Origin of the sequence: Pseudacidovorax sp. RU35E (assembly GCF_900156165.1) — a bacterium.
Taxonomy (GTDB): Bacteria; Pseudomonadota; Gammaproteobacteria; order Burkholderiales; family Burkholderiaceae_C; genus Xenophilus.
This window is the reverse complement of record NZ_FTMY01000006.1, coordinates 195,564-209,872: the sequence shown is the minus strand read 5'-3', so window position 1 is coordinate 209,872 and position 14,309 is coordinate 195,564. Positions and strand designations below refer to the sequence as shown.

16 protein-coding genes and 1 tRNA gene are annotated in these 14,309 nt (G+C 69.3%); 9 read left to right on the top strand and 8 right to left on the bottom strand.

The genetic code is table 11. The features are described from left to right. Positions 1-16 precede the first annotated feature (16 nt). Complete coding sequence (locus tag BXA03_RS12840) at positions 17-1,513, bottom strand: cryptochrome/photolyase family protein (RefSeq protein ID WP_076508205.1); 1,497 nt, start codon at positions 1,511-1,513, stop codon at positions 17-19. On the opposite strand from BXA03_RS12840, the gene BXA03_RS12835 reads away from it, so the two are divergent. The 7 genes from BXA03_RS12835 (at position 1,514) to BXA03_RS12805 (ending at position 6,202) form a co-directional block, all read left to right on the top strand. Next, positions 1,514-2,146 (top strand): YqgE/AlgH family protein, encoded by a 633-nt coding sequence (locus BXA03_RS12835; RefSeq protein WP_076508202.1) that lies wholly within the window; start codon positions 1,514-1,516, stop codon positions 2,144-2,146. Then, positions 2,139-2,549, top strand: coding sequence for a Holliday junction resolvase RuvX (gene ruvX, locus BXA03_RS12830; RefSeq protein WP_076508199.1), 411 nt, complete (start codon positions 2,139-2,141; stop codon positions 2,547-2,549). Before BXA03_RS12835 ends, ruvX begins: the two co-directional genes overlap by 8 nt. Next, the gene (pyrR, locus tag BXA03_RS12825) at positions 2,546-3,043 is read left to right on the top strand and encodes a bifunctional pyr operon transcriptional regulator/uracil phosphoribosyltransferase PyrR (RefSeq protein ID WP_076508196.1); all 498 of its coding nucleotides are present in this window, start codon (positions 2,546-2,548) and stop codon (positions 3,041-3,043) included. Before ruvX ends, pyrR begins: the two co-directional genes overlap by 4 nt. Continuing rightward, positions 3,043-4,005 (top strand): aspartate carbamoyltransferase catalytic subunit, encoded by a 963-nt coding sequence (locus BXA03_RS12820; RefSeq protein ID WP_076508193.1) that lies wholly within the window; start codon positions 3,043-3,045, stop codon positions 4,003-4,005. The genes pyrR and BXA03_RS12820 overlap by 1 nt, the downstream gene beginning before the upstream one ends. Further along, positions 4,002-5,285 carry a dihydroorotase gene (locus BXA03_RS12815; protein WP_076508190.1) on the top strand — a complete coding sequence of 428 codons (1,284 nt, stop codon included), beginning with the start codon at positions 4,002-4,004 and terminating at the stop codon, positions 5,283-5,285. Before BXA03_RS12820 ends, BXA03_RS12815 begins: the two co-directional genes overlap by 4 nt. A 38-nt stretch (positions 5,286-5,323) precedes the next feature. Next, positions 5,324-6,079 carry a lysophospholipid acyltransferase family protein gene (locus BXA03_RS12810; RefSeq protein WP_076508187.1) on the top strand — a complete coding sequence of 252 codons (756 nt, stop codon included), beginning with the start codon at positions 5,324-5,326 and terminating at the stop codon, positions 6,077-6,079. A gap of 48 nt (positions 6,080-6,127) precedes the next feature. Next, positions 6,128-6,202 (top strand) — tRNA-Arg (locus tag BXA03_RS12805). Between the two features lie 82 nt (positions 6,203-6,284). Here BXA03_RS12805 and BXA03_RS12800 read toward each other — a convergent pair. Genes BXA03_RS12800 through BXA03_RS12780 form a run of 5 tightly spaced genes read right to left on the bottom strand, consistent with a single transcriptional unit; the run spans position 6,285 to position 10,714 of the window. Then, positions 6,285-6,986 (bottom strand): succinate dehydrogenase iron-sulfur subunit, encoded by a 702-nt coding sequence (locus BXA03_RS12800; protein ID WP_017761520.1) that lies wholly within the window; start codon positions 6,984-6,986, stop codon positions 6,285-6,287. Between the two features lie 28 nt (positions 6,987-7,014). Next, positions 7,015-8,823, bottom strand: a complete 1,809-nt coding sequence (sdhA, locus tag BXA03_RS12795) for a succinate dehydrogenase flavoprotein subunit (protein WP_076507916.1) — start codon at positions 8,821-8,823, stop codon at positions 7,015-7,017. Positions 8,824-8,827: 4 nt separating this feature from the next. Beyond that, the gene (sdhD, locus tag BXA03_RS12790) at positions 8,828-9,193 is read right to left on the bottom strand and encodes a succinate dehydrogenase, hydrophobic membrane anchor protein (RefSeq protein WP_076507914.1); all 366 of its coding nucleotides are present in this window, start codon (positions 9,191-9,193) and stop codon (positions 8,828-8,830) included. A 49-nt stretch (positions 9,194-9,242) separates the two neighbouring features. Beyond that, entirely contained in the window at positions 9,243-9,689 is a 447-nt protein-coding gene (gene sdhC, locus BXA03_RS12785) for a succinate dehydrogenase, cytochrome b556 subunit (RefSeq protein ID WP_076508184.1), read from the bottom strand. Beyond that, complete coding sequence (locus BXA03_RS12780; RefSeq protein ID WP_076508181.1) at positions 9,686-10,714, bottom strand: MerR family transcriptional regulator; 1,029 nt, start codon at positions 10,712-10,714, stop codon at positions 9,686-9,688. Before BXA03_RS12780 ends, sdhC begins: the two co-directional genes overlap by 4 nt. Before the next feature lie 182 nt (positions 10,715-10,896). On the opposite strand from BXA03_RS12780, the gene BXA03_RS12775 reads away from it, so the two are divergent. After that, complete coding sequence (locus tag BXA03_RS12775; protein ID WP_076508178.1) at positions 10,897-11,652, top strand: SDR family NAD(P)-dependent oxidoreductase; 756 nt, start codon at positions 10,897-10,899, stop codon at positions 11,650-11,652. Here the strand turns inward: BXA03_RS12775 and BXA03_RS12770 are convergent. Continuing rightward, positions 11,645-12,742, bottom strand: a complete 1,098-nt coding sequence (locus BXA03_RS12770) for an RNA methyltransferase (RefSeq protein ID WP_076508175.1) — start codon at positions 12,740-12,742, stop codon at positions 11,645-11,647. The two genes, BXA03_RS12775 and BXA03_RS12770, sit on opposite strands and share 8 nt — an antisense overlap. A 153-nt stretch (positions 12,743-12,895) precedes the next feature. Between BXA03_RS12770 and BXA03_RS12765 the strand changes: the two genes are divergently transcribed. After that, positions 12,896-13,372 carry a GNAT family N-acetyltransferase gene (locus tag BXA03_RS12765; protein ID WP_143476300.1) on the top strand — a complete coding sequence of 159 codons (477 nt, stop codon included), beginning with the start codon at positions 12,896-12,898 and terminating at the stop codon, positions 13,370-13,372. A 66-nt stretch (positions 13,373-13,438) separates the two neighbouring features. Here the strand turns inward: BXA03_RS12765 and BXA03_RS12760 are convergent, their stop codons facing one another. After that, positions 13,439-14,062: a DUF2878 domain-containing protein gene (locus BXA03_RS12760; RefSeq protein WP_083716054.1), complete on the bottom strand. Its 624-nt coding sequence runs from the start codon at positions 14,060-14,062 to the stop codon at positions 13,439-13,441. Between the last annotated feature and the right edge of the window lie 247 nt (positions 14,063-14,309).

The window sequence follows — 14,309 nt, the reverse complement described above, 5'->3', positions numbered from 1 at the left end:
GCCATGAGGCTTCCTCTCAGGCCGCGCGCTCCGCGCTCTCCCGCGCCACTGCATAGCGATCCAGCGTCTGCTGGCGCGCCTCGCCATGGTCGACCACCGGGGCCGGATAGTCGTGGCCGATGCGCAGCCCGGCGGCTTCGAGTTCCACCGGCTTGGCGAGCCACGGCGCATGGATCATCTTGTTCGACAGCTTGGCGAGCTCGGGCACATAGCGGCGGATGAACTTGCCCTCGGGATCGAAGCGCTCGCTCTGCGTCACCGGGTTGAAGATGCGGAAGTAGGGTTGCGCATCGCAGCCGCTCGAACTGGCCCACTGCCAGCCGCCGTTATTGGACGCGAACTCGAAGTCGTTCAGGTGCTCGGCGAAGAAGGCCTCGCCGCGGCGCCAGTCCAGTCCCAGGTCCTTGCACAGGAAGCTGGCCGTCACCATGCGCAGCCGGTTGTGCATGTAGCCCGACTGCACCAGCTGGCGCATGCCGGCGTCCACCAGCGGATAGCCGGTGCGGCCCTCGCACCAGGCGGTGAAGAGCTGGTCGGCATGCTTGCCATGGTGCCAGCGGATGCGGTCGTATTCGGGCTTGTAGCTCTTGCCCTCGGCCAGGTCGGGCCGGTGCGCCATGACCTGCGCATAGAAGTCGCGCCAGATCAGCTCGCCCAGCCAGGTGGCGGCCCCACGGCTGCCGTTGCCCGCCAGCGCATGGGCCGTGGCCGCCGCCTCGCGGATGGACAGCGTGCCGAAGCGCAGGTGCACGCCAAGGTAGCTGGGGCCGCGCACGGCCGGGAAGTCGCGCGTGCTGTCGTAGCGGTCGATGCGGCCGACGAATTCGTCGAAGAGCTGCCGCGCGCCGGCCATGCCGCCGCCCAGGCCCAGCTCGTGCAGATTGGTGGGCTCGAAACCCAGGTCGGCCAGCGCCGGCACCTCGGTGCGGTGCTCGGCCGGCGTGGGGATGAGGGCGTCGGTGTAGCGCTCGACGGGGTAGGGGCTGAGGTAGAAGGCGTCTTCGGCCTTGGCCAGCCACGCGCGCTTGTAGGGCGTGAACACCGAGTAGACGCCGCCGGCCTGGGTCAGCACCTCATCGCGCTCGAACACCACATGGTCCTTGAAGGTCTGGAAGCTCACGCCGGCATTGGCCAGCGCGCCCAGCACCTGGGCATCGCGGTCCAGGGCGGCGGGTTCGTCGTCGCGGTTGGCGAAGACGGCCTGCACCTCCAGCTGTCGGGCGAGGGGCGCGATCTCTTCCTGGGCCACGGCATGGCGCACCACCAGGTCGCCGCCCATGGCGCGCAAGGCAGCCTGCAATTGCTGCACCGATTCGTGGATGAACTCGACGCGCCGGTCGCGCCGGGGCAGGGCGTCGAGGATCGCCCGGTCGAACACGAAGACGCAGACCACCTCGCGGCAGCTGCGCAGCGCGTGGTAGAGCGCCGCGTTGTCCTGCACCCGCAGGTCACGCCGGAACCACATGAGCCCTCGGGCGAAGGGCTTGTCGACGGCCACTAAAATTGGAGGCATATGTCCGTCGATTCTGCCCTGACCAATCTCACGCATCACTTCCTCATCGCGATGCCGGGCATGCAGGACCAGGCCTTCAGCCGCAGCGTCGTCTACCTGTGCGAACACGGCGAGCGCGGCGCGCTGGGGCTGATCATCAACAAGCCCAGCGACATCGACCTCAAGGGCCTGTTCCAGAAGATCGAACTGCGGCTCGAACGCCCCGACCTCGACGGCGCCCCCGTCTTCCAGGGCGGTCCGGTGCAGACCGAGCGCGGCTTCGTGCTTCATGAGCCCGTGGTGGGCGAGGACACCATCGGCGACCCGGCCCCCGCCGACGAGGACGACAAGCCCCACGCTTCGGTCTACGCCTCCACCATGACCATCCCTGGTGGCCTGGAGATGACCACCTCCAAGGACGTGCTGGAGGCCATGGCCACCGGCGCCGGCCCCCGCAAGGTGCTCGTCACCCTGGGCTATTCGGCCTGGGAGCAGGGCCAGCTCGAATCCGAGATCGCCGAGAACGCTTGGCTCACCGTGGACGCCGACCCCGCCGTCATCTTCGACACGCCGGTGGAGCAGCGCTATGACAAGGCGCTGTCGCTGCTGGGCCTGGCCGCCTGGACCCTGTCGCCGGAAGCCGGCCATGCCTGAGAACGCCGACGTCCCCGCGCACTTCCAGACCTTCCTCGCCTTCGATTTCGGCCTCAAGCGCACCGGGGTGGCCAGCGGCAACCGGCTGCTGCGCAACGCCACGCCGCAGGCCACCATCAAGGCCGAGGGAGACGCCCGCTTTGCGCAGATCCAGGCCCGCATCCGCGAATGGCAGCCCGACGCGCTGGTGGTGGGCGTGCCCTACCACCCCGACGGCGCGCCGCACGACAACACCCGGGCCGCCCAGCGCTTCGCCCGCCAGTTGCATGGCCGCTTCGGCCTGACGGTCTACCAGGTAGACGAGCGCTACAGCACCACCGAGGCCATCGCCTCCGGCGCGCGCGACGCCGACGCCGCCAGCGCCTGCATCATCCTTGAACAATTCCTGAGGAACCTTCCGTGAACGCATTGCCCGATGCCGAGGGGCTCTACCAGACGCTGCTGGCCGGCGTGAAGCCGCTGATGCGCGACGACACCCGCCTGGTGGGCGTGACCTCCGGCGGTGCCTGGCTGGTCGAGCGCCTGCAGAAAGACCTGGGCCTGCCTGGCACGCCCGGCGTCATCTCCTCGGCCATGCACCGCGACGACTTCGCCCGCCGCGGCATGGCCGCCAGCGCGCAGACGCAGCTGCCCTTCGACGTGGACGGCAGCGACGTGCTGCTGCTGGACGACGTGCTCTACACCGGCCGCACCATCCGCGCGGTGCTCAACGAGCTGTTCGACTTCGGTCGCCCGGCCTGCGTGCGGCTCGCCGTGATGGTGGACCGTGGCGGGCGCGAGCTGCCCGTGGCGGCGGACTTCGCGGCCGCGCATCTCACGCTGCCCGACACGCAGCTGCTGGCGCTGGCCCGGGGCGACGACGGCAGCCTGCGCTTTCACGTCGAGGAGCAGGCCTGATGCTCTACAAACGCAACCCCCAGCTCAACAAGAACGGCGAGCTGATCCACCTGCTGTCCATCGAAGGCCTGCCCAAGGCCATCGTCACGCAGATCCTGGACACGGCCGCCAACTTCGTCAGCGTGAGCGACCGCGAGGTCAAGAAGGTTCCGCTCCTGCGTGGCAAGAGCGTGTTCAACCTCTTCTTCGAGAACAGCACACGCACCCGCACCACCTTCGAGATCGCGGCCAAGCGGCTGTCGGCCGACGTCATCAACCTCGACATCGCCCGCAGCTCCACCGCCAAGGGCGAGACGCTGCTGGACACCATCGCCAACCTGAGCGCGATGGCGGCCGACCTGTTCGTGGTGCGGCACAGCGAATCGGGCGCACCCTACCTGATCGCGCAGCATGTGGCGCCGCATGTGCACGTCATCAACGCGGGCGACGGCCGGCATGCGCACCCCACGCAAGGGCTGCTCGACATGTACACCATCCGCCACTACAAGAAGGACTTCTCCAACCTCACGGTGGCCATCGTGGGCGACGTGCTGCATTCGCGCGTGGCCCGCTCCGACATCCACGCGCTGACCACGCTGGGCGCCGCCGAGGTGCGCGTGGTGGGCCCGCGCACCCTGGTTCCGGCCGATCTGGCGCCCATGGGCGTGAAGGTCTTCCACAAGATGGAGGAAGGCATCAAGGACTGCGACGTGGTCATCATGCTGCGCCTGCAGAACGAGCGCATGAGCGGTGCGCTGCTGCCGTCGAGCCAGGAGTATTTCAAGACCTACGGCCTGACGCCCGAGAAGCTGCAGCTCGCCAAGCCCGACGCCATCGTGATGCACCCCGGCCCCATCAACCGCGGCGTGGAGATCGCCTCGGAAGTGGTGGATGGCAAGCAGAGCGTGATCCTGCCGCAGGTGACCTTCGGCATCGCGGTCCGCATGGCCGTCATGAGCATCGTGGCAGGTAACGAAGCATGAATACGTTGATCCAACACGGTCGGGTGATCGACCCCGCCTCCGGCTTCGATGGGGTGGCCACGGTGGCCATCGCGGACGGCCGCATCGCCGCCATCGGCGACGTGCCGGCTGGCTTCGCGGCCGAGCGCACCATCGACGCGAGTGGCTGCCTGGTGCTGCCTGGCCTGGTCGACCTGGCCGCGCGGCTGCGTGAGCCCGGCTACGAGCACGAAGGCATGCTCGAAAGCGAAATGGCCGCGGCCGTCGCCGGCGGCGTGACCAGCCTGGTCTGCCCGCCCGACACCGACCCGGTGCTCGACGAGCCCGGCCTGGTCGAGATGCTCAAGTTCCGCGCCGAGAAGCTGCAGAAGGCCCGCCTCTTTCCGCAGGGCGCGCTGACCCGCGGCCTCAAGAGCGAGGTGCTGACCGAGATGGCCGAGCTGACCGAGGCCGGCTGCATCGGCTTCGGCCAGGCCGAGGTGCCGCTGTCGGGCAACGTGGTGCTCCAGCGCTCGCTGCAGTACGCCAGCACCTTCGGCTACACCGTGTGGCTGCGTCCGCAGGACCGCGACCTGGGCAAGGGCGTCGCCGCCAGCGGCGCACTGGCCACGCGCATGGGCCTGTCGGGCGTGCCCGTGGCTGCCGAGACCATCGCCCTGTTCACCATCTTCGAGATGATGAAGACCACCGGCGCCCGCGTGCACCTGTGCCGCCTGTCGAGCGCGGCCGGCGTGCAACTGGTGCGCGAGGCCAAGGCCGCCGGCCTGCCGGTGAGCTGCGACGTCAGCATCAACTCGCTGCACCTGGCCGACACCGACATCGGCTTCTTCGACAGCCGCGCGCGCCTCACGCCGCCGCTGCGCCAGCAGCGCGACCGCGATGCGCTCTCGGCTGCATTGGCCGACGGCACCATCGACGCGCTGGTCTCCGACCACACGCCGGTCGAGGCCGATGCCAAGACGCTGCCCTTCGCCGAAAGCGAGCCGGGCGCCACTGGGCTCGAACTGCTGCTGCCTCTCGCGCTGTCGTGGGCCGAGCGCAGCGGCGCCGGCCTGGCGCGGGCGGTGCAGGCCATCACCCAGGCGCCTGCGCGGTTGCTCGGCGAGACCGGCGCGCAGCTCGGTCGCCTGGCCGTGGGCGGCCCCGCCGACGTGGTGGTGGCCGATCCGCGCCGTGAATGGCAGGTGCTGCCGGAGGCCCTGCGCAGCCAGGGCAAGCACACGCCCTTTGCCGGCCATGCGCTGGTGGGCGCGGTGCGTGCCACCTTCGTCGGCGGGCAGCTGGTGCACGAGGCCGCCTGAGCGGCATCGCGCTTTCGGCACCCGCGTCGTTCCCTGCCATGCAACGATCCCTGATCGCGCTCGTCCGCCTGGTCCGGCTGCTGGTGCATGCCGCGCGTGGCTGGTGGATCATCCGCCGCCGCTTCGAAGCCCTGGACGAGCCGGCGCAAGCGGCCCAGGTGGAGCGCTGGGCGCAGCAGGCGCTGCAGGTGCTGGGCATCCGGCTGGTGGTGCGCGGCCATGCGCCGGCTTCCGGCCCCGTGCTGATGGTGGCCAACCATGTCTCGTGGCTGGACATCCTGACGCTGCATGCCGCGCGGCACGTGCGCTTCGTCTCCAAGTCGGCCGTGCGGCACTGGCCCATGATCGGCACGCTGGCCACGGGCGCCGGCACGCTCTACATCGAACGCGAGAAGCGCCGCGACGCGCTGCGCGTGGCGCACCACATGGCCGAGGCCCTGCGTGCGGGCGACCGCATCGCGGTCTTTCCCGAGGGCACCACCAGCGATGGCCGTGGGCTCCTGCCCTTCCATGCCAATCTGCTGCAGGCGGCCATCTCGGCCGATGCACCCGTGCAGCCGGTCGCGCTGCGCTTTCTGGATGCGGCCACCGGCGAGGTGAGCTTCGCGCCGATCTACATCGACGACGACACCCTGATCAGTTCGCTGTGGCGCACCCTGTGCGCGCCGCCGCTGGTGGCCGTGGTGCAGTTCGGCGAGCCTCAGAGTGCCGACGGCCGCGACCGCCGCGGCTGGGCCCAGAGCCTGCATGCCGACGTGCTTGCCCTGCGCAGCGAGGCCTCGCGCTTGGGTTAAAGTCGCGGGCCTGCCGCCGGCCTCCCATGGCCCGCGGCCAGTGCCCGGGTCTCCATAGTTCAATGGATAGAACGGCCCCCTCCTAAGGGGCAGATGCAGGTTCGATTCCTGCTGGGGGCACCAACCCTTCGCACGCCGCTCGACAAAGGCGCCATGGCCCGCCTCACCCGTAGCGGGCCGCCGACCCCGACCTTTGCTCCGCTCCTCAGATGGCGCGTCGCACCATCAGCTCCTTGATCTTGCCGATGGCCTTGGTGGGGTTGAGGTGCTTGGGGCAGACGTCGACGCAGTTCATGATGGTGTGGCATCGGAACAGGCGGTACGGATCTTCCAGGTTGTCGAGCCGCTCGCCGGTGGCCTCGTCGCGGCTGTCGGCGATGAAGCGGTAGGCCTGCAGCAGGCCGGCGGGGCCGACGAACTTGTCGGGGTTCCACCAGAAGCTCGGGCAGCTGGTCGAGCAGCTCGCGCACAGGATGCACTCGTACAGGCCGTTGAGTTCTTCGCGCTCCTCGGGCGACTGCAGGCGCTCGCGCTCGGGCGCGAGGCCCTCGGTGATCAGGTAGGGCTTGATCGAGTGGTACTGCTTGAAGAACTGGGTCATGTCCACGATCAGGTCGCGGATCACGGGCAGGCCCGGCAGCGGCTTGAGCACGATGGTGCCCTTGAGCGTGTTCATGTTGGTCAGACACGCCAGGCCGTTCTTGCCGTTGATGTTCATCGCATCCGAGCCGCACACGCCTTCGCGGCAGGAGCGGCGGAACGCGATGCTCGGATCCTGGGCCTTGAGCTTGACCAGGGCGTCCAGCAGCATGCGCTCGTGGCCGTCGAGCTCGATCTCGACGGTCTGCATGTAGGGCTTGGCGTCCTTGTCCGGGTCGTAGCGGTAGATCTGGAATGTGCGCTTCATGTCGGGCTCTCGTGGGGTTGCGGCGATGTCAGAACGTGCGGACCTTCGGCGGCACGCTGTCCACCGTCAGCGGCTTGAGGTTGACCGGCTTGTAGGTGAGGTTGTTGCCCGCGCTGTGCCACAGCGTGTGCTTCATCCACTCCTTGTCGTTGCGGCCCAGCGGGAATTCGGGGTGGTCGGCCGGGTGCTCGTAGTCGTCCACCGTGTGGGCGCCGCGGCACTCCTTTCGGGCGGCTGCCGAGACCATGGTGGCCTGCGCCACCTCGATCAGGTTGTCCACTTCGAGCGCTTCCATGCGTGCGGTGTTCCACACCATGGACTTGTCCTTGAGCGTCACGGCCGGCACGCGGCTGCGCAGATCGGCCACCTTGACCACGCCCTCGTCCATGCTCGCCTGGGTGCGGAACACGCCCGCGTGCTGCTGCATGGTGGCGCGGATGTCGTTGGCGATGTCCTGCGCGTAGATGCCGTCATTCGAATCCTGAAGCTGGTTCAGGCGCGCCAGGGTGCGGTCGGCGCCGTCGGCCGGCAGCGGCTTGTGCTCGCCACTGCCCTTGACGAAGTCCACGATGTGGCGCCCGGCCGACTTGCCGAACACCAGCAGGTCCAGCAGCGAGTTGGTACCCAAGCGGTTGGCGCCGTGCACCGACACGCACGAGCACTCGCCCACGGCGTACAGGCCGCCCACGACCTGGTTGTGCACGTCGCCGTTCTGCACCACCACCTGGCCGTTGATGTTGGTGGGGATGCCGCCCATCTGGTAGTGGATGGTGGGCACCACCGGGATCGGCTCCTTGGTGATGTCCACGTTGGCGAAGTTGTGGCCGATCTCCTCCACCGAGGGCAGGCGCTTGCGGATGGTGTCGGCGCCCAGGTGGTCCAGCTTCATGAGGATGTAGTCCTTGTTGGGACCGCAGCCGCGACCTTCCTTGATCTCCTGGTCCATCGAGCGCGAGACGAAGTCGCGCGGGGCCAGATCCTTGAGGGTGGGCGCATAGCGCTCCATGAAGCGCTCGCCATTGCTGTTGAGCAGGATGGCGCCTTCGCCGCGGCAGCCTTCGGTCAGCAGCACGCCCGCGCCGGCCACGCCGGTGGGGTGGAACTGCCAGAACTCCATGTCCTGCAGCGGGATGCCGGCGCGCGCGGCCATGCCCAGGCCGTCGCCGGTGTTGATGAAGGCGTTGGTCGAGGCCGCGAAGATGCGGCCTGCGCCGCCGGTGGCCAGCAGCACGGCCTTAGCCTGCAGCACGTGCAGGTCGCCGGTCTCCAGCTCGATGGCCGTGACGCCCACCACGTCGCCGTCGGCGTCGCGGATCAGGTCCAGGGCCATCCACTCGACGAAGAAGTTCGTCTTGGCCTTTACGTTCTGCTGGTACAGCGTGTGCAGCATGGCGTGGCCGGTGCGGTCAGCCGCGGCGCAGGCGCGCTGCACGGGCTTCTCGCCATAGTTGGCGGTGTGGCCGCCGAAGGGGCGCTGGTAGATCGTGCCGTCCGGGTTGCGGTCGAAGGGCATGCCGAAGTGCTCCAGCTCGATCACGACCTTCGGCGCCTCGCGGCACATGAACTCGATGGCGTCCTGATCGCCCAGCCAGTCCGAGCCCTTGATGGTGTCGTAGAAGTGGTAGTGCCAGTTGTCCTCGGACATGTTGCCCAGCGAGGCCGACACGCCGCCTTGCGCCGCCACGGTGTGCGAGCGGGTGGGGAAGACCTTGGACAGGGAGGCGACGTTCAGGCCCGCGCGCGAGAGCTCGAGCGCAGCGCGCATGCCGGAGCCGCCGGCGCCCACGATGACGACGTCGAACTTGCGCGTCGCGATTTTTGCTTTGGTGTACGACATGGGCTCAGATCCTCCAGAGCACTTGAATCGCCCAGCCGGCACAACCCACGAGCCAGACGATGGTGAAGATTTGCATGAACAGGCGGATGCCCACGGGCTGCACGTAGTCCATCCAGACGTCGCGCATGCCGACCCAGACATGCCAGAGCAGGGCGGCGATCACCGAGAAGGTCAGCACCTTCATCCACTGCGGCGCGAAGATGCCTGCCCAGCGGTCGTAGCCGACGGGGCCGCGGGTGAGCAGCACCTGCGCGAGCACGACGATGGTGAAGACCGCCATGAGGGCGCCGGTGACGCGTTGGGAGAGCCAGTCGCGCAGGCCATAGTGCGCGCCGACGACGGTGCGCTTGGAGCCGTAATTCACTGCCATGGTGTTGTGGGGTTGTCGTGGGGGAGAAAGGAGAGAGCGGGCAGGCGGATCAGTAGACGCCGAAGAGCTTGCCGGCCAGCGCGAGCGTGAGCACGACGCTGATGGCCAGCACGACCAGGGCCGAGGTCCGGCCGAATTCCTTGGTGACGGCCTCGTGGCTCACGTCCATCCACAGGTGGCGCAGGCCCGCGCAGAAGTGGTGCAGGTAGGCCCAGATCAGCGCCAGGGCCACCAGCTTGAGCAGCCAGCCGGGCAGCAAGCCCGCGCCTTCAGCGAACACCGCCTGGAAGCGCGCATAGGAGATCTCCGAAGACACGGAGGTGTCGAACATCCAGATGATGAAGGGCATCAGCAGGAACATCAGCACCCCGCTGACACGGTGCAGGATCGACACGATGCCCGCCGGCGGCAGCCGGTAGCCCTTCAGATCCGTGACCACGTTGATGTTGCGGAATTGCCTGCGCAGGGGCTGGGCAGTGGGGCTGGAGGGGTTCATGGCTGACTTCCTTCGTCTTCCTCACGGGGTTGGTCGTTGGGGGCCCATGGCCTGGTCCGATCTGCGGCGTCCAGTTCGACGCCTTCGTGCTCGGCCACGCGCGTCAGGGCGTCTTCGAGCATGGCGCGCGCGGAGCCCGCAACGCGGCCGAGTTGGGTGTGGAGTTGCGCATCCCGGTCGTCGCGGTTCATGCAATCCTGGCTGTACTGCTCGAAGTTCGACAGCAGCATCACCAGTTCGGCCAGGTGCCGGGGGCATTCGCAGCGGATCGTGTCCACCTGCGCGACGAACCGGTGGAGCATCTCGTCGCTGTAGCGCCGCGCCGGTACGGCCGCCCCAGGCAGGCTTGCGGCAGGCGCCACGGGGGGCGTCTGCGGCTGCAGCAGCTCGCGCAGCCAGTCCGCGAAGCCCGCGATGGAAAGCGGCTCGCGCTGGACCGAGAAGCCGTCACGTTTGAGTGCCGTCACCACCCGGTCCTGCGCAAAGGCATAGAGCACGCCCACCCGGCGTGCGCCGGTGCGCTCGCGCAGCCGTCGGAGCATCTCCAGACTCTCGCCCTGCAATGAGGGCAGGGCGATCAGGCAGGCATCGGACTGCGCGTCGATCTGGTCGATGGCGGTGTCGGATCGCGGCTGTGCCTTGATCACGGTGACGCCTTCGAGCACATGGCCGAAGCGGTGCCGCATCGCGGCGAGGCGACTTCTCAGACCGCTGCCGACCAGCATCAACGAGCGCGCCGCGGGTCCCGATGCGCCCCGGCGCGTGGCGTCGTGCTGCGTCAGCGCCTGCAACGCCGCGGTGCTCTGGCCAACCAACGTGCCGATGCCATAGCCCAGGTCGGTGAGGGTGCGCAGCAGCGCCGCCCGCTCCACGTCGGCGCCACGGTAGAGCCGGTGCCGACCGGCCGATTTGTCGGGTGCGAAGGCGCCGTAGCGTCGCTCCCACACGCGCAGCGTGGAGATCGGAACGCCACTCAGCCGGGAGATGGCGCCGATCCGGTATTGGGCAGGCTGGTCGTCGAGCATGACAGCGGTGAAAAGGTATTGAACAGCTATGACCAGGCGATTTCCAGGCAAATAAAGCGTCAACGGCTCGAATAATATTTGTTTTGAGTAGATTAAAGCTGTTCGATACCAATTCCGTGCCGCTCGTGGGGCCGATTGAGAACCCTCCCGCTCCGGCCGTCACCCCGAAGAAAGGTTTTGCCATGGACAACAACGCCAGCCCGTCTCCCATCGCCCTGGTCACCGGCGCAGCCGGCGGCATCGGGCGCGAGGTCGTGCAGCGGCTGCGTCAGCGGGGGTGGCGGGTTGCCGCCGTGGGGCGCACGGCGCAGCGGCTGGAGGCCGTCGAGGCCGATGCCCGCATCGTGGCCGACACCAGCGAGCCCGAGGGTGCGCAGGGGGCGATCCAACGCTGTGTCGAATCGCTGGGCGGGCCGCCCGCCTGTCTGGCGCATTGCGTCGGCAGCACCCTGATCGCGCCGCTGCATCGCAGCACCGAGACCCAGATCCGCGAGGTGATGCGGGCCAACCTCGACAGCGCCGTGTTCACGCTCAAGGCCTGGATCGAGGCGATGCGGGCGCAAGAGATGCAGGGCGCCGCCGTGCTGGCGTCCAGCGTGGTCTCGCGCATCGGCGTCGCCAACCATGAGGTGATCGCTGCCGCCAAAGGCGGGATCGAGGCACTGGTGCGCAGCGCAGCGGCCACCTATGCGGCGGCCGGTCTTCGCATCAATGCCGTGGCCCCGGGCATGACCGACACCCCGATGACCGCGTCCATGCTGCGCCAGGAACTGATGCGCACGGCCGCGGGCAAGCAGTACCCGTTGGGCGGTGTGCAGACGGCTGGCGAAGTCGCTGACGTGATGGTCTGGCTTCTGGGGGAGCAGGCGTCGCGCATCACCGGCCAGGTGATCGCGGTCGACGGTGGCTTCACCACCATCCGGCCGCTGGTCAAGTAGAGGCGGTGATCGTCCCGTCGCCGCGCACGCCCGCACCGACCGGATTCCGGGCGCGTCGCGGTGGCATCGCGATCACGTGGCCCGTGGCGTCGCCCTGGAGGGCCCGGGCCCGAAGCTGGCCACAGCCGCCATCCACGTCCTGCCCGGCCGAGTGCCGCAGCTTGGTGAGGATGCCGCGCTCGTGCAGCGTGCGCGCCATGCGCTCGCACTGGTCCAGCGCGGGCCGCGTGAAGCCGCTGCCTTCCACGCTGTTGAAAGGAATCAGGTTGAGTACGCCCCACCGGCCGCGAAGCAGGCGCACCAGGCCGTCGATGTCCTCGGGCCGGTCATTGATGCCCTCCAGCAGCGTCCATTGGTACTGCACCGGGTAGCCGCTGGCCCGGGCGTACGCATCGGCCGCCTCCACCAGCTGCTCCGGCGTGAGGTCGGGGGCGCGCGGCAGCAGGCGCCGGCGCAGCGCGGCGTCGGTGGTGTGCAGCGACAGGGCCAGTGCCGGTCGCACGGTCTGCCGGTGCAGCCGCTCGAAGGCACGCGGATCGCCCACCGTCGAGAAGACCAGGTTCTTGTGGCCCACGTTGCCCACCGTGCCCAGGAAGTCGATGGCCTCCAGCACGCCGTCGAGGTTGTGCGAAGGCTCGCCCATGCCCATGAACACCACGCGGCTCACCGGCCGCCGGGCGCGGGCCAGGGCCACCTGCGCCACGATCTCGGCGCTGCGCACCTGGCGCAGCAGGCCGGCCTGGCCGGTCATGCAGAACTGGCAGCCCACCGCGCAGCCCACCTGCGAGGACACGCACACGCCGCCACGCGGCAGCAGCACGCTTTCCACCGTCTGGCCGTCGGCCAGGCCCACCAGCAGGCGTTCGGACCCATCCGCGCCGGGGTGCACCGTCTGCACGCGGGCCAGCGCCGCCAGCTCGGCATCGATGGCGGGAAGCTGCGCCAGCAGCCCGGCGGGGAAGTAGTTGGCAGTGGGCCGCTTGCCGCCATCGCGCGGCAGCGCCTGCGACCAGGTGCGCAGGATGCGGTGTTCGTGGCTGGGGCCGGCGCCGGCGGCGCGCAGGCGAAGGCGCAGGTCGTGGAGATGCATGAAAGGCGTGGGAGCAACCGGCGATGCTAGCGCCTGGGGGGGTGTGGGAGCGTCGGGCATGCTGCATGCGATGCGCCGAGGGCGCTCTATGCTCGGTGCATGCCCGATGCATCCGTTCCATCGAAGCCGTGGCCGGTCGCCCATTGGCGGCCAATGCAGGCGAAGGACCTGCCCACCGTGCTGCACATCGCCGCCGTGGTCCATCCCCACTATCCAGAGCACGAGGACGTCTTTGCCGAGCGGCTCGCCCTCTACCCGGGTGGGTGCCTGTGCCTCGCGTTGCACGACGACCGCGTCGCCGGTTATGTACTGAGCCATCCCTGGCATGCCGATGCGCCGCCGGCGCTGGACACGCTGCTGCAGCGCGTGCCCGTGTCGGCGCCTGCCTTCTACCTGCACGACATGGCCCTGCTGCCCGAAGCCCGTGGCGTGGGTGCGGCCGGGCGCGCCATGCCGCTACTGGCCACGCAGGCCGTGGCCGCCGGCTGCCGCGAGCTGGCGCTGGTGGCCGTCAATGACTCGGCCGGCTTCTGGGCGCGGCAGGGTTTCGACGCGCGCAACGTGCCTGCGCTGGCGGCCAAGCTGGCCACCTACGACGCAGCCGCGCGCTTCATGGTCCGGCCGCTCTAGCCGGTCGGCACGCGGCGGACCGACCGCCCGAGACGACGCCCGGATGCCGCCGTCGGCGCCAGGCTGTCAGACGCCCTCGCGCAGCGGCACGGCCGCGGCGGGGCCGGCGGCGCCGTCATGACGCTGTCCCAGCCAGCACAGAAGCGGCAGCATGAGTGCCCATTCGAGCGCCAGCCAGCCCAGGGCCAGCGGTGCATCGACGAACTGCGCACCGCCCAGTCGCACGCCCGACGAGAAGGCGAGCGGCCCCGCCACCGCACCCAGCAGCGCCGCCAGCAGCGGCCGCCCGTGCAGCCAGCGCAGCGTGAGGTTGATCGAGGTCGCGAAGGCCGCCCACAGCCCGCTGAGCCAGAAGGGCGGCAGCACCGCCGTCCACTGGCCGCTGGGGTAGGCGACGGCACCCAGCAGCACCGGGCCGGCGTCGGCCAGCGTGCCCAGCAGCACGGCATAGAGCACCAGCCGCGCCTCCGGCTGCGCGCGCCGGACGGTGGACAGGTGCCAGGCCAGGCCTGCGGCCAGCGGCAGGCAGCCCAGCACCGGCCAGCCGTGCGCCGCCCCCAGCACGGCGGCGAACCAGGCGACCTGCGTCCAGGCGAAGTTTGCCCACAGCAGCCGGCGCGGCGGCAGCGGGGCGACGGCACGCCCGACGGCGTCGGGACGCGAAGAAGGATCGGGCGCTTTGGCAGCCATGGCGCTTCTACGGCACGCGCCGCTCGTTGGATGTGCCCATCGAGCGAACGCGCCTGCAAAACACCATGCTCAAAGGATCAGAGGGCCGCGGAGCAGGCCGTGCCAAAGCACCCGCGGAACGGGCTCTGCCAGGCCACTGGGTGCGCCCCCTCCAAGCAGAAGGCGCGAGAGAGCCCGAGCGAGCGCGCCAGCAAAGATCGAATGGCCGCGGAGCAGGCCATGCCAGTGCACCCGCGGAACTGGCTTT

What these genes read in the sequence shown, in the direction of transcription:
- BXA03_RS12810 (WP_076508187.1), top strand. Translation starts at nt 5,324, where the DNA reads ATGCAACGATCCCTGATCGCGCTCGTCCGCCTGGTCCGGCTGCTGGTG.
- sdhC (WP_076508184.1), bottom strand. Translation starts at nt 9,689, where the DNA reads ATGAACCCCTCCAGCCCCACTGCCCAGCCCCTGCGCAGGCAATTCCGC.
- BXA03_RS12820 (WP_076508193.1), top strand. Translation starts at nt 3,043, where the DNA reads ATGCTCTACAAACGCAACCCCCAGCTCAACAAGAACGGCGAGCTGATC.
- BXA03_RS12815 (WP_076508190.1), top strand. Translation starts at nt 4,002, where the DNA reads ATGAATACGTTGATCCAACACGGTCGGGTGATCGACCCCGCCTCCGGC.
- BXA03_RS12780 (WP_076508181.1), bottom strand. Translation starts at nt 10,714, where the DNA reads ATGCTCGACGACCAGCCTGCCCAATACCGGATCGGCGCCATCTCCCGG.
- BXA03_RS12835 (WP_076508202.1), top strand. Translation starts at nt 1,514, where the DNA reads ATGTCCGTCGATTCTGCCCTGACCAATCTCACGCATCACTTCCTCATC.
- BXA03_RS12760 (WP_083716054.1), bottom strand. Translation starts at nt 14,062, where the DNA reads ATGGCTGCCAAAGCGCCCGATCCTTCTTCGCGTCCCGACGCCGTCGGG.
- ruvX (WP_076508199.1), top strand. Translation starts at nt 2,139, where the DNA reads ATGCCTGAGAACGCCGACGTCCCCGCGCACTTCCAGACCTTCCTCGCC.
- sdhD (WP_076507914.1), bottom strand. Translation starts at nt 9,193, where the DNA reads ATGGCAGTGAATTACGGCTCCAAGCGCACCGTCGTCGGCGCGCACTAT.
- BXA03_RS12765 (WP_143476300.1), top strand. Translation starts at nt 12,896, where the DNA reads ATGCAGGCGAAGGACCTGCCCACCGTGCTGCACATCGCCGCCGTGGTC.
- BXA03_RS12775 (WP_076508178.1), top strand. Translation starts at nt 10,897, where the DNA reads ATGGACAACAACGCCAGCCCGTCTCCCATCGCCCTGGTCACCGGCGCA.
- BXA03_RS12840 (WP_076508205.1), bottom strand. Translation starts at nt 1,513, where the DNA reads ATGCCTCCAATTTTAGTGGCCGTCGACAAGCCCTTCGCCCGAGGGCTC.
- BXA03_RS12770 (WP_076508175.1), bottom strand. Translation starts at nt 12,742, where the DNA reads ATGCATCTCCACGACCTGCGCCTTCGCCTGCGCGCCGCCGGCGCCGGC.
- BXA03_RS12800 (WP_017761520.1), bottom strand. Translation starts at nt 6,986, where the DNA reads ATGAAGCGCACATTCCAGATCTACCGCTACGACCCGGACAAGGACGCC.
- sdhA (WP_076507916.1), bottom strand. Translation starts at nt 8,823, where the DNA reads ATGTCGTACACCAAAGCAAAAATCGCGACGCGCAAGTTCGACGTCGTC.